This window comes from Burkholderia sp. Bp8998, assembly GCF_003854235.1.
Classification (GTDB): Bacteria; Pseudomonadota; Gammaproteobacteria; order Burkholderiales; family Burkholderiaceae; genus Burkholderia.
In genome coordinates this window covers 53,718-77,652 of record NZ_QTQF01000027.1, presented here as the reverse complement: position 1 = coordinate 77,652, position 23,935 = coordinate 53,718, and the positions used below count along the sequence as shown (strand labels likewise).

The following is a 23,935-nucleotide window of genomic DNA, read 5'->3' as shown; positions in this document are numbered from 1 at the left end:
CAGGTTCATCGAAGCGCACGGCCTGCCCCTCCCGGGGCAACTGCCGCGGCCGAGACGATCATGTCGCGCCGGATTCGGCGTCGCGGGCGAGCCGTGCTTCCCGCAGCGCGCGGCGGCGCTCAGCGAAGAACGACTTCAGCGCGGCGCCGCATTCGTCGGCGAGCACGCCACCGGCCACTTCTGTATGGTGATTGAGCTGCGGATTCGCGAATGCGTCGATCACGCTGCCGCATGCGCCTGTCTTCGGATCGGCGGCACCGTAGACGACCCGCGCGATCCGGGCGTGCATGATCGCACCCGCGCACATCAGGCACGGCTCGAGCGTCACGTACAGCTCGCAGCCGGGCATCCGGTAATTCTGCAGATGCTGCGCGGCCATGCGCAGCGCGGCCATTTCCGCGTGGGCCGACGGGTCGTGCCCGCCGATCGGATGGTTGAAGCCGCGTGCGATCACTTCGTCGCCGCGCACGAGCACCGCGCCGACCGGCACTTCGCCGGCCGCGCGCGCCTCCTCGGCCGCGGCCTGCGCGAGCCGCATGAAATGCATGTCGCGCGCCGATACCGGCGCGGCTTCAGGAACGGGAGAATCGGAAGCGGCAGCGGTTCCGTCTGCCGCGTCGTGCAGCGCGTCGGCGCTCACATCGGCCCCGCTTCGGCGGGCACGTCGTCGAGCCCGCGCTCGCACAGACGTTCCGCGATGCGCCGGCAATAGTCGCGCGGCATCACCATCGGGCCGCCGCGCAGCGATTCGAGCGCCATGTCGAGCGCGAGGATCTTCGCCTGCAGCCGGCAGCGCGCGGCACGGTCGCTGACCGCCTGCAGTTCGTCCTGCAGGTTGCGCAGCGCGCGCAGTTGCTCGACGGCCGGCGGCACGAAGCCCGCATTCTTCAGGATACGGTTGGCCACCCGCACCTCCTCGGGTACGAGCAGGTCGTCATCCAGCGCCTGCGGCGCGCCGGTACCCGGCAAATCGTCGAACTCGCCCCGCGCGGCGGCGGCGGCAATGCGTTGTTCGACCAGTGCGTCAAGCAATCTCATCAGTCAATCGGAACAAATGCGGCAGCCGAATTCTAGCAGGGTGACGTGCGTATGACAGGCCCTTCGAGGGCATGCTCGATATTGTGTTTTTAGGGGCCAAATCGGCGCGCATGCGTGCCGATCGCCGTGACTTGCCGCTGTGCTGCGCCGCAGCAGGCTCCGCGCGGAATTGGGGCGGTTTGCGCGGGCGATGTCCGGCCCTGTTTTTTTATTTTCGCCCCGGGTCGATCGGTATTCGTCGTCCCGCCGAACACGCCGTTTCGCGACTGCCGGGTCATGCGGCGAGCGGCTGCGACCGCGCCTTCGGAAACGGCCGGAACATCATCGCGACGAGGAACGCGCCGATGCCGATCGCGAACGATCCGAGGTACAGCCAGCCGTAGCTGCCCAGCGCATCGACGATCAGGCCGCCCGCGACCGGCCCCGCCGCCATCCCGAGGCTGCCGGCCATCGCGCAGCCGCCGATCACGGTGCCCATCATCCGCAGCGGGAAGTTCTCGCGTGCGAGCACCGCATAGAGCGGCATCACGCCCGCGTAGATGAAGCCGAACAGCATCGCGACCGCGTAGAACCCGTCGAGCGTGCGCACGAAGTAGTAGCCGAGCGCGCCAAGCGCCTGCGCGAGCAGCCCCGCCACCAGCATGCGTTTCGCGCCAAGGCGATCGCCCAGCAGCCCGAATGCGATGCGCCCGCCCATGCCGGCCAGCCCCTCGACGCTGTAGATCGACACCGCGGCGATCAGCGGGATCCCGCAGGTCACCGCGTAGCTGACCGTATGGAAAATCGGGCCGGAGTGCGTCGCGCAGCAGAAGAAGTTGGTCGACAGCAGCACGAGGAACTGCGGCGAACGCAGCGCGGCACCGGCCGACAGTGGCGCGGCTGCCGGCCCACCTGCATTCGCCGGTTCGGCGTGCGCTGCATCCAGCGCGGGCGCGCGCCGCACGAGCAGCGCTGCCGGAATCATCGCGACGGCCGCCAACGCGGCGATCAACAGCATCGACGTGCGCCAGCCGTGTGCCGATACGAGCCAGGCGGCGAGCGGCGACATCGTCATCGGCGCCATTCCCATGCCGGCCGACACCAGCGATACCGCGAGGCTGCGATGCGTGTCGAACCAGCCCGTCACGCAGGCCATCATCGGCGCGAACACCGCGGCCGTCGCGCTACCGACGGCCAGCCCGAAAATCAGCTGGAACGCGAGCAACGACGGCGCACGGCTCGCAAGCGCCAGGCTCGCCGCCAGCAGGACGGCGCCCGTCACGACCACCGCGCGCGTGCCGATCCGGTCCGACAGGCTGCCCCAGCCGATGCTCGCGAACGCCATCGCGATGAAACCAAGCGTCATCGCGGCGGAAATGCCGGTCATCGACCAGCCGGTGTCGCGTGCGATGGCCCGCAGGAACACGGGCAGCGAAAACATCGCGCCGATCGCGACGCAGCCCATCAGGCCGCCCGCGGCGACGATCACCCAGCGATAGCGGGAATCAGGCATCTGGCATCTCCTTGCGCTCTGTCTGTCAGGCATCGACAAGTAATCGGGCCACAACCGCGCGCGGACGCCGCCGCACGGCCCAGTCGATATCGATACGACGAACGACGTACCGGATATTCGACACGCGCGGCACGGGCGAGTGCGAATATCCGATTGTCGGCCGACTCTAGCGACCGACAAGGGACGGATCCGGACGAACCTCGGCCGCACCGCCACTCCGTTTCTCCGGGATCGGAAATAGTTGATATGGGTGCGCGAGTGCACTCACCACACTCGAGTCCTCGTGTCATGACAAGTTGTAACCAATGACCCACCCGAGGTCGTGCCGCTGTCGGCGGCCCCGCTCTACATGCAGACCGCGTGCGGCACAAAAAAAACGCCCGGCAGGTTCCCCTGCCGGGCGTTCGCATCGTCCGATGCCGTGATCCGCTACCGAGGCAAACCTCGACGTCGAATCATTCCCACTCGATCGTCGCCGGCGGCTTGCCCGAGATGTCGTACACGACGCGGTTGATCCCGCGCACCTCGTTGATGATCCGGTTCGACGCGCGGCCGAGCAGCGCGTACGGCAGATGCGCCCAGTGCGCGGTCATGAAGTCGGTGGTCTGCACCGCGCGCAGCGACGTCACGTAGTCGTACGTGCGGCCATCACCCATCACGCCGACCGACTTTACCGGCAGGAACACCGCGAACGCCTGGCTCGTCAGGTCGTACCAGCTCTTGCCGACGTCGGCCTCGCCGCACAGGCCCGCTGCCGCATCCTGCGCGGTCGCGGTCGTGTTGCGCAGTTCCTCGATGAAGATCGCATCCGCGCGACGCAGCAGGTCCGCGTATTCGCGCTTCACTTCGCCGAGAATCCGCACGCCGAGGCCCGGGCCCGGGAACGGATGGCGGTACACCATCTCCGGCGGCAGGCCGAGCGCGACGCCCAGCTCGCGCACTTCGTCCTTGAACAGGTCGCGCAGCGGCTCGAGCAGCTTCAGGCCGAGCGTTTCCGGCAGGCCGCCGACGTTGTGGTGGCTCTTGATCGTCGTCGCCTTCTTCGTCTTCGTGCCGCCCGACTCGACCACGTCCGGATAGATCGTGCCCTGTGCGAGCCACTTCGCCTTGGACAGCTTCTGCGCCTCGGCCTGGAACACCTCGACGAACTCGCGGCCGATGATCTTGCGCTTCGCTTCCGGATCGGTCACGCCGGCCAGATGGCCGAGGAACTGCTCGGATGCGTCGACGTGCACGACCTTCGCATGCAGGCGGCCCTCGAACATGTCGAGCACCATCTTGCCTTCGTTCAGGCGCAGCAGGCCGTGGTCGACGAACACGCAGGTCAGCTGGTCGCCGATCGCGCGATGGATCAGCGCGGCCGCGACGCTCGAGTCGACACCGCCCGACAGGCCGAGAATCACTTCTTCGTCACCGACCTGCTCGCGGATCTTCGCGACGGCTTCCTCGATGTGGTTTTTCATGATCCAGTCGGGCTTCGCGCCGGCAATCTGCAGCACGAAGCGTTCGATGATCTGGCGGCCCTTCACCGTGTGCGTGACTTCCGGGTGGAACTGCACCGCATAGTAGCCGCGCGCCTCGTCGGCCATGCCGGCGATCGGGCAGCTCGGCGTCGAGGCCATCAGCGCGAAGCCCGGCGGCAGCTCGGCAACCTTGTCGCCGTGGCTCATCCAGACCTTCAGCATCCCGTGGCCTTCGCTCGTCTTGAAATCCTCGATGCCGTCGAGCAGGCGCGTATGGCCATGCGCACGCATTTCCGCGTAGCCGAATTCGCGATGGTCGCTCCACTCGACCTTGCCGCCGAGCTGCACGGCCATCGTCTGCATGCCGTAGCAGATGCCGAGCACCGGCACGCCGAGATCCCACACGGCCTGCGGCGCGCGCAGCTGGTGGTCTTCGTATGTGCTTGCGTGGCTGCCCGACAGGATCACCGCTTTCGGCGCGAACTCGCGGACGAAGTCGTCGGACACGTCGTTCGGGTGAATTTCGCAGTAGACGTGCGCTTCGCGCACGCGGCGTGCGATCAGTTGGGTGACTTGCGAACCGAAGTCGAGAATCAGGATTTTGTCGTGCATGGCTGCGGACGGGATGAAGAGAATAAGAAAAGCAGCGCATGAAGCGCTGCGTCAATAGCATGGACAACGGCGTCGGGCGGCAGGCGGCTCGCGCGACGCATCGCCGGTCAATCCTGCGACGGCGGGCGCGCGTCGAATGCGACGCTGCCCGACAAGCGGTCGGATGCGGCCACCGTGGCTGCCGAAGGCGCCGCCGGACGGCTGACGACAGGTTCGACCCGCTGCTGCGGGACGGGGGCCGGCGCCGAGTCGACCGGACGCTGCGCGTCCCGGCCCTCGAGCGCCTGCGCCTTCTCGCGCCGCCGCACGGCCGATGCGAGCCGCACGCCGCCGAGGCCGAGGATGATCAGCGCGACGCCGGCCATCGCCGACAGCACACGGCCAGCGGCCGCGAGCGCGGGACCGTTGCCGGTGCCGAACGACCACACGACCGCCAGCACGCCGATCAGCCAGTTCACATGGCCGACCGGACGCGCGACGGGCGCCGTCAATTCACCGTTGACCGCTGCATGAAACGCGAGCCACGCGAGGCCGAGCAGCGCGATGCCGAACGCCTGGCCGAGCATCGCCGGCTGGATGTTCGCCAGTTGCAGCGCGTTGAACAGCGCCTGCCAGGGCGTCAGCACGAACAGCACGCCGAACGCCAGCAGCAGCACGGCATCGACGATCAGCACGGCTCGCAGCAGCGGTTTCATCGGCGATCAGTCCACGTGGTAGTTCGGGGCTTCCTTCGTGATCTGCACGTCGTGCACGTGCGACTCGCGCATGCCCGCCGCGGTGATCTGGACGAATTCGGCCTTGTCGTGCAGCTCGTCGATCGTGCGGCAGCCGCAGTAGCCCATGCTCGCGCGCACGCCGCCGACCAGCTGGAACAGGATCGCGTTGACCGAACCCTTGTACGCGACGCGGCCCTCGATGCCTTCCGGCACCAGCTTGTCGATGTTCGCCGAGTTGTCCTGGAAGTAGCGGTCTGCCGCGCCGTCCTTCATCGCGCCGACCGAACCCATGCCGCGGTACGACTTGTACTGGCGGCCCTGGTACAGGAACACGTCGCCCGGCGCCTCTTCGGTGCCCGCGAACATGCTGCCCATCATCACCGCGTTCGCGCCGGCCGCGAGGGCCTTCGACACGTCACCCGAGAAACGCACGCCGCCGTCGGCGATGCACGGCACGCCGGTGCCCTTCAGCGCTTCCGCGACGTTCGCGATCGCGCTGATCTGCGGCACGCCAACACCCGCGACGATACGCGTCGTGCAGATCGAGCCCGGGCCGATACCGACCTTGACCGCGTCCGCGCCGTACTCGACGAGTGCCTTCGCGGCCGCTGCCGTCGCGATGTTGCCGCCGATCACCTCGACGTGCGGGAAGTTCTGCTTGACCCAGCGCACGCGCTCGAGCACGCCCTTGCTGTGACCGTGCGCGGTATCGACGACGATCACGTCGACGCCGGCCTGCACCAGCAGCTCGACGCGCTCTTCGTTGTCGGGGCCGACGCCGACCGCCGCGCCTGCGCGCAGCTTGCCGTGTTCGTCCTTGCACGCATCCGGGTGTTCGGTCTGCTTCGTGATGTCCTTGACGGTCATCAGGCCGCGCAGTTCGAACGCATCGTTGACGACCAGCACGCGCTCGAGGCGGTGGCTGTGCATCAGTGCCTTCGCTTCGGCGAGCGGCGTGCCTTCCTTGACCGTGACGAGACGCTCGCGCGGCGTCATGATCGACTTGACCGGCTCATCGAGGCGCGATTCGAAACGCAGGTCGCGGTTCGTGACGATGCCGACGAGCTGCGGGCCTTCGACGACCGGGAAGCCCGAGATGCCATGCTGACGCGACAGCGCGATCACGTCGCGCACCTTCATCTGCGGCGGAACCGTGATCGGGTCGCGCACGACGCCCGATTCGAAACGCTTGACCTTCGCGACCTCGCGGGCCTGCTCGGCCGGCGTGAGGTTCTTGTGGACGATCCCGACACCACCCTGCTGCGCCATCGCGATCGCGAGGCGACCTTCGGTGACCGTGTCCATCGCGGCGGACACGAGCGGCATGTTCAGGGAGATGTTGCGGGTCAGCTTGGTCTTCAGGCTGGTGTCGCGCGGGAGAACGTCGGAGAAGGCGGGAACGAGGAGCACATCATCGAAAGTGAGTGCTTTTTGGATCAGACGCATGGCAAATCCTATGGGCGCAAAAGCGAATTATACGCGAAGCGCTGCGAATTTTCACAACACGAACAACGGGTTAGCCGTTTCCAGGCGTTCGGGGGCCGAATCGTTCGGATCGCCGTTCGGTTCGTTTTCGATCGTCTTTCGTTTCACCCCCGGATCGCCCCATTCGCGCAGACGGCCGGAATCGGGCCGATCGCACGACGTTGCCGTACGACGCAGGACCTGCCGGCGGCGCCTCCGCCGGCCCCGTTCGCCGCGCGCTGGCGGCCCCGGGCGCCGCTAGGCCAGCCCGGCCGCCGCGCATGCGATCATCGCCGCGCCGGCGCCGACCGCGACGCCGCCGACGATCCGCGCGACGCGCTCGCCGGCCGGCGCCAGCCGCTCGGCGGCAATCGCCACGGTCACGACGGCCATCACGCGCAGATCCATCAGGCCGGCCGCCAGTGCGACGGCCATCAGGTTCCCGCAGCAGGCGCCGCAACGCAACGCGGTACGCACGCCGTACCACCACGCAACCGCGGCCCCGGCTGCCGCCCGCCGCGCGCATGCGTCGTCCGGGCCATGCCGGCAGCATGCGAGCCGGCGTGCCTTCCAGCCGGAAAGCTGCAGCACGCCCGCGCCGAGCACGACCACGCCGGCCGCGAACGGCATCGCGGCGGCGAGCGCGGGCAGCCGCGCGGCGACCACCGCCGATGCGGCGCCGACGGGAAACACCAGCGCGCCGAGCACCATCCACACGGAGAAATACCCGGCGCCCGCGACCGCGACGAACCATGCCGCGCGCACCTCGCCCAACGGGCCGAGGCTCTGCCGATATCGCCAGAGCACCGGTGCCAGCACCGGCAGCATCATCGCCACCGTCATCGCGCCCCACATGCCGGCGAACGCGGCGAACGCGCGTCCCGCCTGCCAACCGCACGGCCCGAACCATGCGGCCGACAGCGTCCAGCCGCCCGCCATCGGCATGCCGCCCATCGCGTCCATCGATGCGTGCTGCGCGAGTGTCGCCCGGATGGCGGCGGCGAATACCGCGACGAGCACGGCGCAGAACACGCGCCGGCCGCCGCCCGCAGTACCGGTCGCAGCCGGTTTCATCGCGGCACGCATCGCCCGCTCCCGCTGCTCGCCGGCCCGCGCTCAGCCGCGCGCGTATTCGTCATGACGGCGCCACCACACGCCCGTCTCGTTGCGCCCGAGTGGCGCGCGATCGAGCCACTGGTACATCCCCCACAGCCCGTCGAGCCCGCGCGCGTACGTCGAATACGTGTGATAGACGACACCGTCCTCGCGCACGAATGCGCTCATCCCCGGCCGGTCGAGCGAGTACGTGGCGGCGTCGGTGCCGCACGTCGCCGCGAACTGGGCGACGGCGGCCGGCGGCGGGTCCATGTCCATCGCGTGGCCGGCCCGCGCATAGTTGTATTCGACGTCGCCGGCGCGCTGCTGCGCTTCGGTGAACGACACGTTGAAGTCGAAGTTGAATTCGCCGCCGTCCGACGACGCCCACGGAAAGTGCCAGCCCATCCGCTGCCGGTACGCCAGCAGCTTCACGAGCGGCGCGCGCGACACGGCCGCGAGCGTCACGTCGTGATTCGCGAGGTGGACCGCAAAACCGTCGAAGCCGTCGGCAAGCGCCGAGCACGACGGGCAGCCGGCCTTGTAGTCGGGACCGAACATGAAGTGATAGACGAGCAGCTGCGAGCGGTCGCCGAACAGATCGTCGAGCGTCGCCGGGCCGTCCTCGGTATCGAACCGGTAGGCCTTGTCGACGCGCACCCACGGCAGCGCCTGGCGCCGCCGCGCGAGTTCGTCGCTCTGCCGCGTCAGCGCCTTTTCCGCATCGAGCAGCGCGCGGCGCGCAGCCAGCCATTCGTCGCGTGTTCCGGTGAGATGATTCGTCATTGCGGATTCCTCCTTTCGATGGATGTCCGGACACGGCGCATCTGCCGTGTGCGTGGTGCTAGATTAGGACCGGGCATCGGACCGGAGGGAGTGACAACTGTGTCGGGATTCGGATGGATTCGCTGATCACGGCCGCCGCGCGTGCACTCGCGGCGGGCGACCCGCTCGGCGCGCTGAACCGCGTCGCATTGCGCGACGACGCGCCGGCGCTCGCGTTGCGCGGAATCGCAATGGCGCAGCTCGGCGATTTCGAGCGCGCGCGCTCGCTCGTGCGTAGCGCGGCGCGCGCGTTCGGCGCGAAGGAAGCCGTCGCACGGGCGCGCTGCGTCGTCGCGGAAGCCGAGATCGCGCTGGCGTCTCGCGACCTCGGCTGGCCGTCGCGCGCCCTCGACGCCGCCTGCGCAACGCTCGACGCCCACGGCGACCGCGCGAACGCCGCGCATGCGCGCTATCTCGGCGTGCGCCGACTGCTGCTGATCGGGCACGTCGAGGATGCCGAACAGCAGCTCGCGAACCTCGACCCCGCACCGCTGCCCGCCGCATCGCGCGCGGCTCACGAACTGATCGCGGCCGGCATCGCGATGCGCCGCATCCGCCCGCACGCGGCGCGCATGGCGCTCGCCCGTGCACGCGCGGCCGCGCAGGACGCCGGCATCGCCGCGCTGACGGCCGAAGTCGAGACGGCCGCACGCATGCTCGATACGCCGGCCGCGCGACTCATCGCGCGCGGGGCGTCGCGTCTCGTGCTGCTCGACGAGGTCGAGGCGCTGCTGGAATCGAACGCGCTCGTCGTCGATGCATGCCGCCACGCGGTGCGCGACGCGCGCACGACCGTGTCGCTCGCGCGCCGCCCGGTGCTGTTCGTGCTCGCCCGCGCGCTGGGCGAGGCGTGGCCCGGCGACGTGTCGAGAAACGCGCTCGTCGCCGCGGCGTTCCGCGCGAAGCACGCGGACGAATCGCATCGCGCCCGCCTGCGCGTCGAGATCGGCCGGTTGCGCGCGATGCTGCGGCCGCTCGCGAACGTCACCGCGACGCCGCGCGGCTTCTCACTCGAACCGCTCGGCTCACGCGCGACCGTCGTGCTCGCGCGTCCCGTCGACGATCGCCACGCAGCCGTGCTCGCGCTGCTCGCGGACGGCGAGGCGTGGTCGAGTTCCGCGCTGGCGCTCGCGCTCGGCGCGAGCCAGCGCACCGTGCAGCGCGCGCTCGATGCGCTCGCCGAAGCGGACAAGGTGCAGGCGGTCGGCCGCGGTCGCGCGCGCCGCTGGATGACGCCGCCGCTGCCCGGATTCGCGACGACCTTGTTACTCCCCGTGTCGCTGCCCGGCGACTAGGATGGGGATAGCAACGACGAGGTAACAGACATGAAACGATCCACCGCAGACATCGTCCGCGAATACGGCCCGTTTCCGGGCGTCGACGGCGTGCACGGCGTCACGTTCGACGGGCAGCGCGTCTGGTTCGCGTCCGGCGACAAGCTGAACGCGCTCGACCCGGAACGCGGCACGACCGTGCGCGCACTCGACGTCGCCGCGCACGCAGGCACCGCGTTCGACGGGCGCCACCTGTTCCAGATCGTGGAGGACCGCATCGAGAAGATCGATCCCGAATCGGGCCGCGTGCTCGCGACGATCCCAGCGCCCGGCGGCGGCGCCGATTCGGGGCTGGCCTGGGCGGAAGGCACGCTGTGGGTCGGCCAGTATCGCGAGCGCAAGATTCATCAGGTGGATCCGCAATCGGGCGCCGTGCTGCGCACGATCGAATCGAACCGCTTCGTCACCGGCGTGACGTGGGTCGACGGCGAGTTGTGGCACGGCACCTGGGAAGCGGACGAGAGCGCGTTGCGGCGCATCGACCCGCATACCGGGCACGTGCTCGAACAGGTCGACATGCCGCCGGGCATCGGCGTGTCGGGGCTGGAATCCGACGGTCGCGACCTCTTCTACTGCGGCGGCGGCAACAGCGGCAAGCTGCGCACCGTGCGCCGCCCGTCACGGGCACGCACGGCAAGAGACGATGCGGCGCCGGCCGAGCCGGTCGAACGCTGATCAGCCATCGTCGAAGGGCGGCCCGGACCTCCGCGATCCCCGGGAAGCAGGACCGGATCGCGGCGGCGCTCGCAGCCGACCCCGAACGCCACCCGCTCCCGAGTGCAGGAATGAACAAGACGCGGTTGCGGCGCCGTCGCTAAGATGCGCGCTCGTCAGTCTTTCGTTCGGAGCAGTCGATGCAGCGCGGTGTGGTGTATGGCGTCCTCGCGGGCGCGTTGTGGGGGATGGTCTTTCTCGTGCCGCGACTGATGACCGACTTCTCGCCGCTGCTGCTGAGCGCGGGCCGCTACGCGATGTACGGCCTCGTGTCGCTGGCCGCGGCGCTGCCGGCCGCCCGCGCGCTGCTCGCGCGGCTGACCCGCGAGGATCTGGTCGCGCTCGCGAAGCTCGCGCTGATCGGCAACGTCGCGTACTACATGCTGCTGTCCGGCGCCGTGCACCTGATCGGCATCGCGCCCAGCTCGCTGATCGTCGGCGTGCTGCCCGTGACGGTCACGCTCGCGGGCCTCGGTGACCACGGCGCGGTGCCGCTGCGGCGCCTCGCCGCCCCGCTCGCGCTGGTGATGGCCGGCATCGTCTGCATCAACGTCGACCTCTTCACCTCGGAAGCCGCGCAGGCGACGACGCTCGGCCAGAAGCTCGCCGGCATCGCGTGCGCAACCGGCGCACTCGCAAGCTGGACCTGGTATGCGGTCGCGAACGCGCGCTACCTGCAGCGCCATCATCATTTCGGCGGCAACGAGTGGTCGGTGCTGTGGGGTGTCGTGACGGGCCTGATCGGCGGCCTCTGCTGGCTCGCGATCCTCGCGCTGCCGGCCGGCACGGTGCAGGCGGCTGTCCCGGCATCGCGCTGGCAACTGTTCTGGCTGCTGAACCTCGTGCTCGCGATCGGCGCGTCGTGGCTCGGCAACGGACTGTGGAACGCGGCGTCGAAGCGGCTGCCGCTCACGCTGTCCGGTCAGCTGATCGTGTTCGAAACCGTGTTCGCGATGCTCTACGCATTCATCTACGACCACCGGATGCCGCGCGTGCTGGAGATCGCTGCGCTCGTGCTGCTACTGGCGGGCGTCTACGGATCGGTGCGCCGGCACAGCGACACGCACGCGGGCGGCAATACACCCGGCAGCACCGCCGTGAACGCGAACGTCACGCCCCCCTGAGCGCAGCCGGGCCTGGTCTGACGAATCGGAGCGGAACGAGATGGAGCGGAGCTGGCGCGGCGCGTCAGCGCGCGTCCTTGTGCATCCACTTGCGACCCTCGACGGAGCCCTCGCGGCGGGTCTTGTCGACGCGCCGCTGGCGCGCGAGTTTCGGATCGACGATCAACGGGCGATAGATCTCGACACGGTCGTGGTCGGCGAGCGGCGCGTCGAGCGGCGCCAGCTTGCCGAATACGCCGGTTTTCGCGTGCGCGAGGTCGATTTCCGGGTGCAGCGCGAGCACGCCGCTCGCGTCGATCGCCGCGCGCACGGTCGCACCCTCGGGCAGCGACACCGGAATCAGCGTCTGGCGATCCGGCAGCGCGTAACAGACTTCGATCGACAGCATCGCGTCACCCCTTCCCGTAGCGCTGGTCGGCGCGCTTCACGAACGAATCGACGAACGTGTTCGCGATGTGGCTGAACACCGGCCCGATGATCTTCTCGAGCAGGATGCTCGAGAATTCGTAGTGCAGCGCGAATTCGATCTTGCACGCATCGGCGCGCAGCGGGATGAAGCGCCACGAGCCCGTGAACTTCCTGAACGGGCCGTCCGCGAACTCCATGTCGATCCGCGTCGGGCGCTGCTGCGTATTGCGGGTCGCGAAATGCTGCTTGATGCCCTTGAAGTTGATGTCGATGCGCGCTTCCATCCCGCTGTCGTCCTGACGGCGAATCTCGACGCCGCCGCACCAGGGCAGGAAATTGGGGTAGTCGGCCACGTCGGTGACGAGGTCGAACATCTGTTCCGCCGAATGGCGGATCAATACGGTTTTCTGGACATCTGCCATAAATCGCGCGGCATCGCTCAAGGTGGGAACGCAAGCCGGGCGATTCCCGCCCCGCTTTGCTAAAATCGTGATTTTAAACGAGTTGGCCCGATCCTTTCATGAGCATCATCGACAACAGGAAAGCGCACTTCGATTATCACATCGAGGAACGCTACGAGGCGGGGCTCGTGCTCGAGGGCTGGGAAGTCAAGGCGCTGCGCGCCGGGCGCGGCCAGATCAAGGAAGGCTACGTCGTGGTCAAGAACGCCGAAATCTTCCTGATCGGCACCCACATCAGCCCGCTGCCCGAAGCCTCGACGCACATCAAGCCCGATCCGGTCCGCACGCGCAAGCTGCTGCTGCACCGCGACGAAATCAAGAAACTGATCGGCAAGGTCGAGCAGCGTGGGTACACGCTCGTGCCGCTGAACTTCCACTACAAGGGCGGTCGCGTGAAATGCGACATCGCGCTCGCGAAGGGCAAGAAACTGCACGACAAACGCGAAACCGAGAAAAAGCGCGACTGGGAACGCGAAAAGGCCCGCATCATGCGAGCCGGCACCTGACGCTCAGTTGCTGCGTCACAAACGACACGGCCCGCTCGAAGCGGGCCGTGCTGCTTTGTGTGGTGTGATTCGTGTGAGCGGCGATCGAAAGGCGCTCGCCGTCGCGGATGACACGCTGCGCCGCCCGTGCGATGCGATAGGTATTGCGCCTCCATCGCGCGACGATTCGCCGCACACCCGGCACACGGCCGGCGCAGACAGCGACCGCCGGCACGCGAAACCCGCGCGTGCGCTCAACCCCTCCCGCTCGCGGCCGGCGCCGCGTTCTTGACGATCGTCAGCGCGGACGCGATCGCGGTGCCGAGATCCGACAGGTTCGCCGGCACGATCAGCGTATTGCCCTGTTTCGCGAGGTTCGAGAACGCGCCGACGTACTGCTCGGCGACCTTCAGGTTCACCGCATCCATCCCGCCCTGCGACTGGATCGCGTTCGCGATCTTCTGGATGGCCTGCGCGTTCGCCTCGGCCACCGCGAGAATCGCGGCCGCTTCGCCCTGCGCCTGGTTGATCGCGGCCTGCCGCTCGCCCTCGGACTTCTGGATCGCCGCCTCGCGCGCGCCCGACGCGAGGTTGATCTGCTCCTGCTTGCGGCCTTCGGAGGCGGCGATCAGCGCGCGCTTTTCCCGCTCGGCGGTGATCTGCGCCTGCATCGCGTGCAGGATCTCCTTCGGCGGCGTCAGGTCCTTGATCTCGTAGCGCAACACTTTCACGCCCCAGTTCGCGGCGGCCTGGTCCAGCGCCGACACGATGTTGTGGTTGATGAAGTCGCGCTCCTCGAAGGTCTTGTCGAGTTCGAGCTTGCCGACCACCGAGCGCAGCGTCGTCTGCGCGAGCTGCGTGATCGCGAGCACGAAGTTGCTCGACCCGTACGATGCCTTCATCGGATCGGTCACCTGGAAGTACAGCACGCCGTCGACCTGCAGTTGCGTGTTGTCGCGCGTGATGCAGACCTGGCTCGGCACGTCGAGCGGAATTTCCTTCAGCACGTGCCGGTAGGCGATCCGGTCGACGAACGGCAACACGATATTGAGACCGGGCGACAGCGTCGCGTGATAGCGCCCGAAGCGTTCGAGTACCCACGCATGCTGCTGCGGCACGATCTTCACCGTCTTCGACACGATCACGATGGCGATGACGAACAGGACGACCCAGATGATCAGCGAATCCATGAAGTGTTCCCTCCTTGTTTTATCAGTGGACGATCAGCCCGCGGGTTTTGCGACGACGACGAGACTGTTGCCGCGCACGGCACGCACCTGATACACGCGCGCGTCGTCGCGCTCCCCGGCCGCGAGTTCGACGTCCCAGTCGGCCCCGCGATACTGCACGCGCGCGCGGCCGTCATGCCACGCGTCGACCGTGACGGTCGCGCCGATATCGAGATTGACGTCCGGATTCGTCGACGTGTCGCGCTTCTGCTTGCGCCCGAGCCCCGAGCGGCGCAGCAGGATCATCGCGATGATCGCGACCGCGGCGGCCGCCCCGACCTGCATGTGCGGCGTGAAACCGGCGAACTGCAGCAACCCGCCCGCGAGAAAGCCGAGCGCGATCATCAGCAGATAGAACGTGCCGGTCAGCAATTCGGCGACGACCAGCACGCCGACCCCGACCCACCAGAACAGATGCCCCGACATCATTGTGGTCTCCCGAAAAAACGGCCCCCATGCTCACTATATTCGCTGCGCCTGCCCCGAGGGGGCGGGCGGCATGCTTTTGAGGTGCCCCGGACCGGCAAAAAAAACACCCCGGCGCTTACCGGGGTGTTTATAGCATGAACCTTGCATTTTGCCTTCAACGAAAGCGCGGCGGACCGCCCTTTCGTCGAAGTTGCATGACCGACCGTTACTTCCGGTTGGCGAGCGCTTGCCACGTATCGATGATCGTGTCCGGGTTCAGCGAGATCGACACGATGCCTTCGTCGGTCAGCCATTGCGCGAAGTCCGGGTGATCGGACGGGCCCTGGCCGCAAATGCCGACGTACTTGCCCATCTTGCGGCAGGTATCGATCGCACGCTTGAGCAGGAACTTGACGGCCGGGTCGCGTTCGTCGAAGTCGACGGCCAGCAGTTCCATGCCCGAGTCGCGATCGAGGCCGAGCGTGAGCTGCGTGAGGTCGTTCGAACCGATCGAGAAACCGTCGAAGTGCTCGAGGAACTCTTCGGCGAGGATCGCGTTGGTCGGGACTTCACACATCATCACGAGGCGCAGGCCGTTCTCGCCGCGCTTCAGGCCGAACTTCTCGAGCAGGCCGACGACACGCTCCGCCTGCTTCACGGTACGCACGAACGGCACCATGATTTCGACGTTGGTCAGGCCCATCTCGTCGCGCACGCGCTTCAGTGCACGGCATTCCATCTCGAACGCCTGCGCGAAGTCTTCGGCGATGTAGCGCGACGCGCCGCGGAAGCCCAGCATCGGGTTTTCCTCGTCCGGCTCGTAGCGCGAACCGCCGATCAGCTTCTTGTACTCGTTCGACTTGAAGTCGGACAGACGCACGATCACGGGCTTCGGATAGAACGCCGCGGCGATCGTCGCGACGCCTTCCGTCAGCTTGTCGACGTAGAACTGGCGCGGCGACGCGTGACCGCGCGCGACGCTCTCGACCGCCTTCTTCAGGTCCTGGTCGATGTTCGGGTACTCGAGGATCGCCTTCGGGTGCACGCCGATGTTGTTGTTGATGATGAACTCGAGACGCGCAAGGCCAACACCGCCGTTCGGCAGTTGCGAGAAGTCGAACGCGAGTTGCGGGTTGCCGACGTTCATCATGATCTTGACCGGGATTTCCGGCAGTTCGCCGCGCTGCACTTCCGTGACTTCCGTCTCGAGCAGCCCGTCGTAGATCTTGCCTTCGTCGCCTTCCGCGCACGACACCGTGACGAGCGCGCCGTCCTTCAGCACGTCGGTCGCGTCGCCGCAGCCAACGACTGCCGGCACGCCGAGCTCACGCGCGATGATCGCCGCGTGGCAGGTCCGGCCGCCACGGTTCGTGACGATTGCCGCCGCACGCTTCATCACCGGCTCCCAGTTCGGGTCGGTCATGTCCGCCACCAGCACGTCGCCCGGCTGCACGCGTTCCATTTCCGACGGATCCTGGATCACGCGGACGGGGCCCGCACCGATCTTCTGGCCGATCGCGCGGCCCGTCGCCAGCACCTGCGACTGGCCCTTCAGCTTGAAGCGCTGCTCGGCCTTGCCGGTCGCCTGGCTCTTCACCGTTTCCGGACGCGCCTGCAGGATGAAGATCTTGCCGTCGCGGCCGTCCTTGCCCCACTCGATGTCCATCGGACGCTGGTAGTGCTTCTCGATGATGACCGCGTACTTCGCGAGTTCGATCACGTCTTCGTCGGTGATCGAGTAGCGGTTGCGCTGCTCGTGCGGCACGTCGACCGTCTTCACGCGGCCCGGCTCGCCCGGCTGCGTGAATTCCATCTTGATCAGCTTCGAGCCGATCGAGCGGCGGATGATCGGGTACTTGTCCTGGGCGAGCGTCGTCTTGAACACGTAGAACTCGTCCGGGTTCACCGCGCCCTGCACGACGGTTTCGCCCAGACCGTAGCTCGACGTGATGAACACGGCGTCCTTGAAGCCCGATTCGGTGTCGATCGTGAACATCACGCCGGCCGCGCCGACGTCCGAGCGGACCATGCGCTGCACGCCGGCCGACAGCGCGACTTCGGCGTGCGTGAAGCCCTTGTGCACGCGGTACGAGATCGCGCGGTCGTTGTACAGCGACGCGAACACGTGCTTCATGCGATCGAGCACGTCGTCGATGCCGACGACGTTCAGATACGACTCCTGCTGACCGGCGAACGACGCGTCGGGCAGGTCTTCCGCGGTCGCGGACGAACGCACGGCGAACGACAGCTCGCCCGGCGAGCCGTTCTTCAGGATTTCGAACTGTGCGCGGATTTCCTGCTCAAGACGCGCCTGCATCGGTGCGTCGACGATCCACTTGCGGATTTCGGCACCGGCTTCGGCGAGCGCCTTCACGTCGTCGATGTCGAGCGACTCGAGACGCTTGGCGATGCGATCGGTCAGATCGTTGTGCTTGAGGAAATCGCGGAAAGCGAGCGCGGTCGTGGCGAAACCGGTGGGCACGCGAACGCCTGCTTCGGAAAGCTGGCTGATCATCTCGCCGAGCGACGCATTCTTGCCGCCCACGATCTCCACATCGGTCATCCGCAACTGCTCGAACGGGATTACATACGCCTGGTCCTTTGCGACGTTTGCTGCGTTAGTCATACAAGCCCCTAAGTGTGAAAAAAATGCTCGATTGCGCAAGTGGGCTCGGACGCGGGCGCTTGCAAAAAGGCGCGGCGCGTCTTGCGCAACCTGTTGGAGAAACAATCGCAGGGCGAGGAATATTCCGACCCGATTTGCAAAAATCCCGGCAGAAGGGCGATATATTCAGACAAATCGCCGAACTTGCCGGGAATTTTCGATCGATCACGGCAAGCCCGGAGTGCCGTTCGCACCCTGCCCCCGCAATTGCTTATCCAACAGGTTGCCGCTATTCTACCGTGCCGGCTGCCGGATGTGGCGCGACCTTCTCACTGTGTCTGGAGGCGGACCTCCAGCCCCCGCGCAACCGCCCTTCACGTTCGACGCCCAGATTCATGCTGCCTACCGTTTTCATCGTCTCCGACGGCACCGGGATCACTGCCGAAACCTTCGCGCACTCGATCCTCTCCCAGTTCGACCAGAAATTCCGCCTCGTGCGCCTGCCGTTCGTCGACTCGCTCGACAAGGCTTTTGCGACCGTCGAAAAAATCAACGAGGCCGCGGTGCACGACGGCCGCCGCGCGATCGTGTTCACGACGCTCGTCGACAGCGAGTCGAACGATATCGTCAAGCGCTCGAACGCGCTCGTGCTGGACATGTTCCAGCGCTTCGTCGAGCCGCTCGAGCAGGAACTGGAGCTGAAGTCGAGCCATGCGATGGGCCGCGGCCACCAGAACGCCGATACCGAGGAATACAAGACGCGGATCGAGGCGATCAACTTCTCGCTCGCGCACGACGACGGCCAGTCGAACCGCAACCTGTCGGAAGCCGACGTGATCCTGGTCGGCGTGTCGCGCAGCGGCAAGACGCCGACGAGCCTGTATCTCGCGATGCAGTACGGCGTGAAGGCAGCCAACTATCCGCTGATCCCGGAAGACTTCGAACGCGGCAAGCTGCCGTCGGCGCTGTCACCGCATCGCGACAAGCTGTTCGGGCTGTCGATCGATCCGCAGCGCCTGTCGGAGATCCGCAACGAGCGCCGCCCCGGCAGCAAGTACGCGGCGCCGGAGAACTGCCGCTACGAGATCAACGAGGCCGAGGCGATGATGCGCCGCGAAGGGATCAAGTGGCTGTCGTCGACGCACAAGTCGATCGAGGAGATCGCCACGACGATCCTGCAGGAAATCCGTCTCGACCGGCAGTCGTACTGACGATGTGTCCACCGGCGCGGCCGCCAGGCCGCCGCCGGAAGCAAAAAGGCCGCGAACGCGGCCTTTTTTCATGGTGCGGGGTACGACGCGCGGACCACGCCGCACGTCACGTCGTCGTGTCATGCGCGCCGCTGCTGCCGCACCTGCTCGAACAGGCACACCGCCGCCGCTGCCGCGACGTTCAGCGACTCCATGCCACCCGGCTGCGGGATCGTCACGCGATGCGTGGCCGCGTCGCGCCAGAACGCCGACACGCCGGCGCCTTCGTTGCCGAACACCCATGCGACCGGGCCGGCCAGGTCGCAGTCGTAGATCGCCTGCGCGCCGTGCGAATCGGTCAGCGCGACCGGCACGCCGAGGCGTTCGGCGAGCGCGCCGGCCTCGACGTCCTCGTGGATCGACAGCAGGAAATGCGCGCCCATTCCCGAGCGCAGCACCTTCGACGACCACGCATAGGCGGTGCCTGGCGCGCAGAACACATGCCGCACGCCGGCCGCCGCCGCGCTGCGCAGGATCGAGCCGACGTTGCCGGCGTCCTGCACGCCGTCGAGCACGACCGACGTGTGTGTGACGCGCTCAGGCAGCGGCTGCGCGGGCCGGTCGACGAGCAGCAGGAAACCGACGCCGCTGACCACGTTCGACAGTTGCCCGAACAGCGCGTCGGGCAGCGTGACGACGCGCTGCGCGTCGACGCGCGCGATGATCGCCTGCGCTTCGTCGTGCGCGAGCGCGCCTTCGGTCGCGACGCACAACTCGGGTGTCGCGCCCGTATCGAGATAGGCGCTGGCGAGGTGGAAGCCTTCGAGCAGCGCGTGGCCGCCGCGGCGCTGCTGGGACGTCGAACCCGCGAGTGCCTTCAGACGCTTGTACAGCGGGTTGTCGCGGGAAGTGATGCTCTTCATCGAATCAGATCGAGTGCCGCGCGCACGGGCGCGAACGAGCGCCGATGCGCTTCGCACGGGCCGTGCTCGCGCAGTGCGGCAAGGTGTTTCTCGGTGCCGTAGCCGGCATGCACGTTGAAGCCGTACACCGGAAAGCGTTCATGCAGGTCGACGAGCATGCGGTCGCGCGTGACCTTCGCGAGAATCGACGCGGCCGAGATGCTCGGCACGAGCGCGTCGCCGCTGACGATCGCCTCGGCACGCACCATCAGCGTCGGGCAGCGGTTGCCGTCGATCTGCGCGAGCGTCGGCACGACCGACAGGCCCTCGACGGCCCGCTTCATCGCGAGCATCGTCGCATGCAGGATGTTGAGCGTATCGATCTCGTCGACACTCGCCGACGCGACGCAATACGCGCGCGAGCGCGCGACGATCAGCTCGTACAGCGCGTCGCGCTTTTTCGCGGACAGCGCCTTCGAATCGTCGAGGCCGTCGATCGGCTGCGCAGGATCGAGAATCACCGCGGCGGCAACCACCGGCCCCGCGAGCGGGCCGCGGCCTGCTTCGTCGACGCCGCAGACGATCTGGTCGGGCCGGCTGAAGTCGAAGCCGCCCTGCACGTCGGTCGATGCGCGGCGGCGTGGTGCACGAGGTGCCGTCATGCGCGCCCCTTGCGTTGCTCGAGGACGCGCACGACCGCTTCGGCCGCCTTGGCGGCCGTGTTCTGCCGCAGCGAGAGATGCATTTCGGTAAACACTTCAGTCAACGTGCGGCGGTTCGCTTCGTCGCGCAGCTGCGTGAGCGTCGCATCGGCGAGCGCCTCGGGCGTCGCGAAATGCTGCAGCAGCTCGGGCACGACGAAGCGCCCCGCCAGGATGTTCGGCAAGCCGACGTACGGCAGATAACCCTGCCGGCGCATGATCTGCCCGGTCAGCCAGGGCACCTTGTACGAGATCACCATCGGCTTCTTCAGCAGCGCGGCTTCCAGCGTGACGGTGCCGCTCTTCACGAGGATCGCGTCGGCGGCCGTCATCGCGACCTGCGAGCGGCCGTCGGTGATCGTCAGCGCGAGCTGCGGATGCGCATCGACGAGCGGCTGCAGCAGTTCGCGCAGCGCAGGCGTCGCCGCGGGCATCACGAACCGCACGCCAGGCTCGCGCTGCTGCATCAGCGCCATCGCCGCGAAGAACGTCGGGCCGATCAGCCCGATCTCGGAGCGCCGGCTGCCCGGCAGCACCGCGATCACCGGGCCGTCGGCCGGCAGACCGAGCGCAATGCGCGCGCCGTGCGTGTCGGGCTCGAGCGGAATCTCGTCGGCCAGCGGATGGCCGACATACGTCGACGCGACGCCGGCCTTGTCGAGAATCGCCGGTTCGAACGGGAACAGGCACAGCATGTGGTCGACGGACTTCGCGATCTTCTTGATCCGCCCGCCGCGCCACGCCCAGATCGACGGACACACGAAGTGGATCGACGGGATGCCCGCGTCGCGCGCGGCCTGCTCCACGTTGAAGTTGAAATCGGGTGCGTCGACGCCGATGAATGCGTCGGGCCGCTCCGCGAGCAGCTGGCGCTTCAACTCGCCGCGAATCCGCAGGATCTCGGGAATCTGGCCCAGCGCCTCGACGTAACCGCGCACCGTCAGCTTGTCCATCTGCCAGTGCGAGTCGAAGCCGTGCGCGAGCATCCGTTGCCCGCCGATCCCGTAGTACCGGGTCGACGCGGGCAGCCGCTCTTGAAGCCCGCCGAGCAGCGACGCCGCGAGCAGGTCGCCCGACGGCTCGCCGGCCACCATCGCGAGCCGGAGCTGATTGGTCGGGAGCGACATCGCTTAGCGGATGATGCCGCGTTGGGACGCGTCGATGAACTCGACGAGCGCGGTGACCGCTGCGTCGCCTTCGCCGCCCGCCGCCGCCAGCTCGCGCAACTGCACCTTCGCTTCCTCGAGCGACAGGCCGTTCTTGTACAGCAGGCGGTACGCGCTGCGCAGCGCCGAGATCGCGTCGGGCGAGAAACCGCGCCGGCGCAGGCCTTCGACGTTGATGCCGTGCGGCTCGGCCTTGTTGCCGGCCGCGATCACGAACGGCGGCACGTCCTGCACGAGCGCCGAGGCGCCACCCAGCATCGAGTGCGCACCGATGCGCACGAACTGGTGCACGCCCGACATCCCGCCGACAATCGCGTAGTCGCCGATCTCGACGTGACCGGCCATCTGTGCGTTGCTCGACAGGATCACGTTGTTGCCGACGCGGCAGTCATGACCGATGTGCACATAGGCCATGATCCAATTGTCGTCGCCGAGCGTCGTCACGCCGACGTCCTGCACGGTGCCGGTGTGGATCGTCGTGAATTCGCGGATCGTGTTGCGGTTGCCGATCACGAGCTTAGTCGGCTCGTCCTTGTACTTCATGTCCTGCGGACGGCCGCCGACCGACGCGTAATGGCCGATGCGGTTGTCCTCGCCGAGCGTCGTGTGACCTTCGATCACGCTGTGCGAGCCGATCGTGGTACGCGCGCCGATCGTGACGTGCGGCCCGACGATCGCGTACGGCCCGATCTCGACGGACTCGTCGATCTGCGCGCCCGGTTCGACGATCGCGGTAGGATGAATCCTGGTCATGCGCCGTTGCCTCTCGATGTGATGTGTCGCGTTGCTCGCGTTACGTTACCCATGCGTGCCGCGTCGCTCAGGGCGCCGCGTCGGCCGTCTTGACCGTGCACATCAGTTCGGCTTCCGCCGCCACCTTGCCGTCCACTTCCGCCACCGCCTTGAACTTCCAGATGCCGCGGATGTAGCGTTCGAACGTCACGTTCAGAATCAGTTGGTCGCCCGGTTCGACCACACGCTTGAAGCGCGCGCCGTCGATGCCGACGAAGTAGTACAGCGTGTTTTCCGGATCCTTCGGCTGCTCTTCCGCGAACGTCAGCAGCGCGGCCGCCTGAGCGAGCGCCTCGAGGATCAGCACGCCCGGCATCACCGGCCGCTTCGGGAAGTGCCCCTGGAAGAACGGCTCGTTGATCGACACGTTCTTCAGCGCTTTGATCCCCTTGTGCGGCTCGAGTTCGAGCACGCGATCGACGAGCAGAATCGGGTAGCGATGCGGCAGCAGCGTGAGGATCTTGTGGATGTCGAGATTGATTTTTTCAGTGCTCATGATGGTTCGTCTCACGCAGAGGCTGCGCGGTGGTGATGCAAAGGCTGAAGCGGGCCGCCGCGCGGCCCAGTCTGGCAAACCGGGCCGGATGCGCTGGCCGTGCCCGGTTCGTGGTCTCGCATGGTGCGGTCAGGCGTCCGTGCCGCCCTGGGCGGCCAGCGCGGTTTCGAGCGCCTTGATGCGGTCGCGCAGCTTGTCGAGGTTGCGCACGAGCGCGGCGCTCCGGTTCCATTCGCCGTGGTCGACGGCCGGGAATGCGCTCGTGTAGATGCCGGCCTTCGGCAGCGACTTCGACACGCCCGACTTCGCGGTGATGATGACATAGTCGCCGAGCGTCACATGCCCGGCGATGCCCGCCGCGCCGCCGATCATGCAGTGGCGGCCGATCGTCGTGCTGCCCGCGATGCCCGCACTGCCTGCGATCACCGTATACGCGCCGATCCGGCAGTTGTGGCCGATCTGGACCTGGTTGTCGATCTTCACGCATTCCTCGATGACGGTGTCCGCCATCGCGCCGCGATCGATCGTCGTGTTCGCGCCGATCTCGACGTCCGGGCCGACCGACACGCCGCCGACCTGCGGGATCTTGACCCAGCTGCCGGTGCGCGCATCGCCGTCGCCAACGAAATCCGGCGCGAAGCCGAAGCCGTCTGAACCGATCACGGCACCCGAATGGATGATCGCGCGCGGGCCGATCTTGCAGCCGTGGTACACCGATGCGTTCGGGTACAGGTGCGAACCGGCGCCGATCGTCGTGCCGCGGCCGACGAACACGTTCGCGTCGAGCTGCACACCGTCCTCGATCACCGCACCGGCCTCGACCGTCACGTGCGGGCCGATCACCGCGCTCGCGGCGACCTGCGCGGCCGGATCGATCGTCGCGCTCGGATGCACGCCGGCCGCGCGCGGCGGCGTGGCGAGATCGATGAACATCTGCGCGACGCGCGCGAAGTACGCGTACGGATTCGGCGTCACGATGAAGCTGCGGCCATTGGCGGCCGCGCCCAGTTTTTCGAGATCCTTCGGCGCGATCAGCACCGCGCCGGCGCGGGTCGTCTCGACCTGCGACAGGTACTTCGGATTCGCGAGGAACGCGAGTTGCTGAGGGCCTGCCTGGTCGAGCGGCGCGAGCCCCCCCACCTTGCACTGGGCGTCGCCGGCGATCTCGCCGCCGAATCGCTTTACGAGTGCCTCAAGCGTCAATGCCATTCGTCG

24 protein-coding genes are annotated in these 23,935 nt (G+C 67.5%); 5 read left to right on the top strand and 19 right to left on the bottom strand.

All coding sequences use genetic code 11. The annotated features are described in order from the left end of the window. Positions 1 to 58: 58 nt before the first annotated feature. The 8 genes from tadA to DIE06_RS24870 all read right to left on the bottom strand — a co-directional run bounded on the left by tadA (position 59) and on the right by DIE06_RS24870 (position 8,666). The gene (gene tadA / locus DIE06_RS24905) at positions 59 to 640 is read right to left on the bottom strand and encodes a tRNA adenosine(34) deaminase TadA (RefSeq protein ID WP_124663659.1); all 582 of its coding nucleotides are present in this window, start codon (positions 638 to 640) and stop codon (positions 59 to 61) included. Next, positions 637 to 1,038, bottom strand: coding sequence for a DnaJ family domain-containing protein (locus DIE06_RS24900; protein WP_057925390.1), 402 nt, complete (start codon positions 1,036 to 1,038; stop codon positions 637 to 639). The genes tadA and DIE06_RS24900 overlap by 4 nt, the downstream gene beginning before the upstream one ends. A gap of 274 nt (positions 1,039 to 1,312) precedes the next feature. Next, positions 1,313 to 2,530, bottom strand: coding sequence for an MFS transporter (locus DIE06_RS24895; protein ID WP_124663658.1), 1,218 nt, complete (start codon positions 2,528 to 2,530; stop codon positions 1,313 to 1,315). A gap of 455 nt (positions 2,531 to 2,985) precedes the next feature. Then, a complete protein-coding gene (gene guaA, locus DIE06_RS24890) occupies positions 2,986 to 4,605 on the bottom strand; it encodes a glutamine-hydrolyzing GMP synthase (protein ID WP_124663657.1) in 1,620 nt (539 codons plus the stop codon). Between the two features lie 107 nt (positions 4,606 to 4,712). Further along, positions 4,713 to 5,300, bottom strand: coding sequence for a hypothetical protein (locus DIE06_RS24885; RefSeq protein WP_124663656.1), 588 nt, complete (start codon positions 5,298 to 5,300; stop codon positions 4,713 to 4,715). Between the two features lie 6 nt (positions 5,301 to 5,306). Beyond that, the gene (gene guaB, locus DIE06_RS24880) at positions 5,307 to 6,767 is read right to left on the bottom strand and encodes an IMP dehydrogenase (RefSeq protein WP_059464274.1); all 1,461 of its coding nucleotides are present in this window, start codon (positions 6,765 to 6,767) and stop codon (positions 5,307 to 5,309) included. A gap of 276 nt (positions 6,768 to 7,043) precedes the next feature. Next, on the bottom strand, positions 7,044 to 7,871 hold the full coding sequence (locus DIE06_RS24875) for a DUF2182 domain-containing protein (RefSeq protein ID WP_124663655.1): 828 nt from the start codon (positions 7,869 to 7,871) through the stop codon (positions 7,044 to 7,046). A 30-nt stretch (positions 7,872 to 7,901) separates the two neighbouring features. Continuing rightward, positions 7,902 to 8,666, bottom strand: coding sequence for a DUF899 domain-containing protein (locus DIE06_RS24870; protein WP_124663654.1), 765 nt, complete (start codon positions 8,664 to 8,666; stop codon positions 7,902 to 7,904). Positions 8,667 to 8,779: 113 nt separating this feature from the next. On the opposite strand from DIE06_RS24870, the gene DIE06_RS24865 reads away from it, so the two are divergent. The 3 genes from DIE06_RS24865 (at position 8,780) to DIE06_RS24855 (ending at position 11,877) form a co-directional block, all read left to right on the top strand. Further along, positions 8,780 to 10,000, top strand: a complete 1,221-nt coding sequence (locus DIE06_RS24865; RefSeq protein ID WP_124663653.1) for a helix-turn-helix domain-containing protein — start codon at positions 8,780 to 8,782, stop codon at positions 9,998 to 10,000. Between the two features lie 30 nt (positions 10,001 to 10,030). Continuing rightward, entirely contained in the window at positions 10,031 to 10,714 is a 684-nt protein-coding gene (locus DIE06_RS24860) for a glutamine cyclotransferase (RefSeq protein WP_124663652.1), read from the top strand. Between the two features lie 179 nt (positions 10,715 to 10,893). Continuing rightward, positions 10,894 to 11,877 (top strand): DMT family transporter, encoded by a 984-nt coding sequence (locus tag DIE06_RS24855; RefSeq protein WP_124663651.1) that lies wholly within the window; start codon positions 10,894 to 10,896, stop codon positions 11,875 to 11,877. 64 nt (positions 11,878 to 11,941) lie between these two features. Here DIE06_RS24855 and DIE06_RS24850 read toward each other — a convergent pair whose 3' ends face one another. Further along, the gene (locus DIE06_RS24850) at positions 11,942 to 12,265 is read right to left on the bottom strand and encodes an RnfH family protein (RefSeq protein ID WP_006752170.1); all 324 of its coding nucleotides are present in this window, start codon (positions 12,263 to 12,265) and stop codon (positions 11,942 to 11,944) included. Between the two features lie 4 nt (positions 12,266 to 12,269). Then, on the bottom strand, positions 12,270 to 12,707 hold the full coding sequence (locus tag DIE06_RS24845; RefSeq protein WP_044843759.1) for a type II toxin-antitoxin system RatA family toxin: 438 nt from the start codon (positions 12,705 to 12,707) through the stop codon (positions 12,270 to 12,272). 98 nt (positions 12,708 to 12,805) lie between these two features. Between DIE06_RS24845 and smpB the strand changes: the two genes are divergently transcribed. Beyond that, positions 12,806 to 13,252, top strand: coding sequence for an SsrA-binding protein SmpB (gene smpB / locus DIE06_RS24840; RefSeq protein ID WP_050012888.1), 447 nt, complete (start codon positions 12,806 to 12,808; stop codon positions 13,250 to 13,252). A 233-nt stretch (positions 13,253 to 13,485) separates the two neighbouring features. Here smpB and DIE06_RS24835 read toward each other — a convergent pair whose 3' ends face one another. The 3 genes from DIE06_RS24835 to ppsA form a co-directional block, all read right to left on the bottom strand. Then, positions 13,486 to 14,421, bottom strand: a complete 936-nt coding sequence (locus tag DIE06_RS24835) for an SPFH domain-containing protein (RefSeq protein ID WP_124663650.1) — start codon at positions 14,419 to 14,421, stop codon at positions 13,486 to 13,488. Between the two features lie 33 nt (positions 14,422 to 14,454). Continuing rightward, on the bottom strand, positions 14,455 to 14,889 hold the full coding sequence (locus tag DIE06_RS24830; protein WP_124663649.1) for an NfeD family protein: 435 nt from the start codon (positions 14,887 to 14,889) through the stop codon (positions 14,455 to 14,457). Between the two features lie 205 nt (positions 14,890 to 15,094). Beyond that, on the bottom strand, positions 15,095 to 17,494 hold the full coding sequence (ppsA, locus tag DIE06_RS24825) for a phosphoenolpyruvate synthase (RefSeq protein WP_124663648.1): 2,400 nt from the start codon (positions 17,492 to 17,494) through the stop codon (positions 15,095 to 15,097). Between the two features lie 374 nt (positions 17,495 to 17,868). On the opposite strand from ppsA, the gene DIE06_RS24815 reads away from it, so the two are divergent. Next, entirely contained in the window at positions 17,869 to 18,684 is an 816-nt protein-coding gene (locus DIE06_RS24815; RefSeq protein ID WP_059450011.1) for a pyruvate, water dikinase regulatory protein, read from the top strand. A 119-nt stretch (positions 18,685 to 18,803) separates the two neighbouring features. Here DIE06_RS24815 and DIE06_RS24810 read toward each other — a convergent pair whose 3' ends face one another. From DIE06_RS24810 to lpxD, 6 genes are all read right to left on the bottom strand, one after another. Further along, positions 18,804 to 19,586: an RNA methyltransferase gene (locus tag DIE06_RS24810; protein WP_124663646.1), complete on the bottom strand. Its 783-nt coding sequence runs from the start codon at positions 19,584 to 19,586 to the stop codon at positions 18,804 to 18,806. Next, positions 19,583 to 20,227 (bottom strand): ribonuclease HII, encoded by a 645-nt coding sequence (rnhB, locus tag DIE06_RS24805; RefSeq protein ID WP_124663645.1) that lies wholly within the window; start codon positions 20,225 to 20,227, stop codon positions 19,583 to 19,585. The genes DIE06_RS24810 and rnhB overlap by 4 nt, the downstream gene beginning before the upstream one ends. After that, positions 20,224 to 21,393, bottom strand: coding sequence for a lipid-A-disaccharide synthase (lpxB, locus tag DIE06_RS24800; RefSeq protein WP_124663644.1), 1,170 nt, complete (start codon positions 21,391 to 21,393; stop codon positions 20,224 to 20,226). Before lpxB ends, rnhB begins: the two co-directional genes overlap by 4 nt. A gap of 3 nt (positions 21,394 to 21,396) precedes the next feature. Beyond that, positions 21,397 to 22,185 (bottom strand): acyl-ACP--UDP-N-acetylglucosamine O-acyltransferase, encoded by a 789-nt coding sequence (gene lpxA, locus DIE06_RS24795; RefSeq protein ID WP_124663643.1) that lies wholly within the window; start codon positions 22,183 to 22,185, stop codon positions 21,397 to 21,399. Between the two features lie 67 nt (positions 22,186 to 22,252). Then, positions 22,253 to 22,720, bottom strand: a complete 468-nt coding sequence (fabZ, locus tag DIE06_RS24790; protein ID WP_006495559.1) for a 3-hydroxyacyl-ACP dehydratase FabZ — start codon at positions 22,718 to 22,720, stop codon at positions 22,253 to 22,255. 129 nt (positions 22,721 to 22,849) lie between these two features. After that, positions 22,850 to 23,929, bottom strand: coding sequence for a UDP-3-O-(3-hydroxymyristoyl)glucosamine N-acyltransferase (gene lpxD / locus DIE06_RS24785; protein WP_124663642.1), 1,080 nt, complete (start codon positions 23,927 to 23,929; stop codon positions 22,850 to 22,852). Positions 23,930 to 23,935 lie beyond the last annotated feature (6 nt).

What these genes read in the sequence shown, in the direction of transcription:
- DIE06_RS24900 (WP_057925390.1), bottom strand. Translation starts at nt 1,038, where the DNA reads ATGAGATTGCTTGACGCACTGGTCGAACAACGCATTGCCGCCGCCGCC.
- DIE06_RS24895 (WP_124663658.1), bottom strand. Translation starts at nt 2,530, where the DNA reads ATGCCTGATTCCCGCTATCGCTGGGTGATCGTCGCCGCGGGCGGCCTG.
- guaA (WP_124663657.1), bottom strand. Translation starts at nt 4,605, where the DNA reads ATGCACGACAAAATCCTGATTCTCGACTTCGGTTCGCAAGTCACCCAA.
- DIE06_RS24885 (WP_124663656.1), bottom strand. Translation starts at nt 5,300, where the DNA reads ATGAAACCGCTGCTGCGAGCCGTGCTGATCGTCGATGCCGTGCTGCTG.
- guaB (WP_059464274.1), bottom strand. Translation starts at nt 6,767, where the DNA reads ATGCGTCTGATCCAAAAAGCACTCACTTTCGATGATGTGCTCCTCGTT.
- DIE06_RS24875 (WP_124663655.1), bottom strand. Translation starts at nt 7,871, where the DNA reads ATGCGTGCCGCGATGAAACCGGCTGCGACCGGTACTGCGGGCGGCGGC.
- DIE06_RS24870 (WP_124663654.1), bottom strand. Translation starts at nt 8,666, where the DNA reads ATGACGAATCATCTCACCGGAACACGCGACGAATGGCTGGCTGCGCGC.
- DIE06_RS24865 (WP_124663653.1), top strand. Translation starts at nt 8,780, where the DNA reads ATGGATTCGCTGATCACGGCCGCCGCGCGTGCACTCGCGGCGGGCGAC.
- DIE06_RS24860 (WP_124663652.1), top strand. Translation starts at nt 10,031, where the DNA reads ATGAAACGATCCACCGCAGACATCGTCCGCGAATACGGCCCGTTTCCG.
- DIE06_RS24855 (WP_124663651.1), top strand. Translation starts at nt 10,894, where the DNA reads ATGCAGCGCGGTGTGGTGTATGGCGTCCTCGCGGGCGCGTTGTGGGGG.
- DIE06_RS24850 (WP_006752170.1), bottom strand. Translation starts at nt 12,265, where the DNA reads ATGCTGTCGATCGAAGTCTGTTACGCGCTGCCGGATCGCCAGACGCTG.
- DIE06_RS24845 (WP_044843759.1), bottom strand. Translation starts at nt 12,707, where the DNA reads ATGGCAGATGTCCAGAAAACCGTATTGATCCGCCATTCGGCGGAACAG.
- smpB (WP_050012888.1), top strand. Translation starts at nt 12,806, where the DNA reads ATGAGCATCATCGACAACAGGAAAGCGCACTTCGATTATCACATCGAG.
- DIE06_RS24835 (WP_124663650.1), bottom strand. Translation starts at nt 14,421, where the DNA reads ATGGATTCGCTGATCATCTGGGTCGTCCTGTTCGTCATCGCCATCGTG.
- DIE06_RS24830 (WP_124663649.1), bottom strand. Translation starts at nt 14,889, where the DNA reads ATGATGTCGGGGCATCTGTTCTGGTGGGTCGGGGTCGGCGTGCTGGTC.
- ppsA (WP_124663648.1), bottom strand. Translation starts at nt 17,494, where the DNA reads ATGACTAACGCAGCAAACGTCGCAAAGGACCAGGCGTATGTAATCCCG.
- DIE06_RS24815 (WP_059450011.1), top strand. Translation starts at nt 17,869, where the DNA reads ATGCTGCCTACCGTTTTCATCGTCTCCGACGGCACCGGGATCACTGCC.
- DIE06_RS24810 (WP_124663646.1), bottom strand. Translation starts at nt 19,586, where the DNA reads ATGAAGAGCATCACTTCCCGCGACAACCCGCTGTACAAGCGTCTGAAG.
- rnhB (WP_124663645.1), bottom strand. Translation starts at nt 20,227, where the DNA reads ATGACGGCACCTCGTGCACCACGCCGCCGCGCATCGACCGACGTGCAG.
- lpxB (WP_124663644.1), bottom strand. Translation starts at nt 21,393, where the DNA reads ATGTCGCTCCCGACCAATCAGCTCCGGCTCGCGATGGTGGCCGGCGAG.
- lpxA (WP_124663643.1), bottom strand. Translation starts at nt 22,185, where the DNA reads ATGACCAGGATTCATCCTACCGCGATCGTCGAACCGGGCGCGCAGATC.
- fabZ (WP_006495559.1), bottom strand. Translation starts at nt 22,720, where the DNA reads ATGAGCACTGAAAAAATCAATCTCGACATCCACAAGATCCTCACGCTG.
- lpxD (WP_124663642.1), bottom strand. Translation starts at nt 23,929, where the DNA reads ATGGCATTGACGCTTGAGGCACTCGTAAAGCGATTCGGCGGCGAGATC.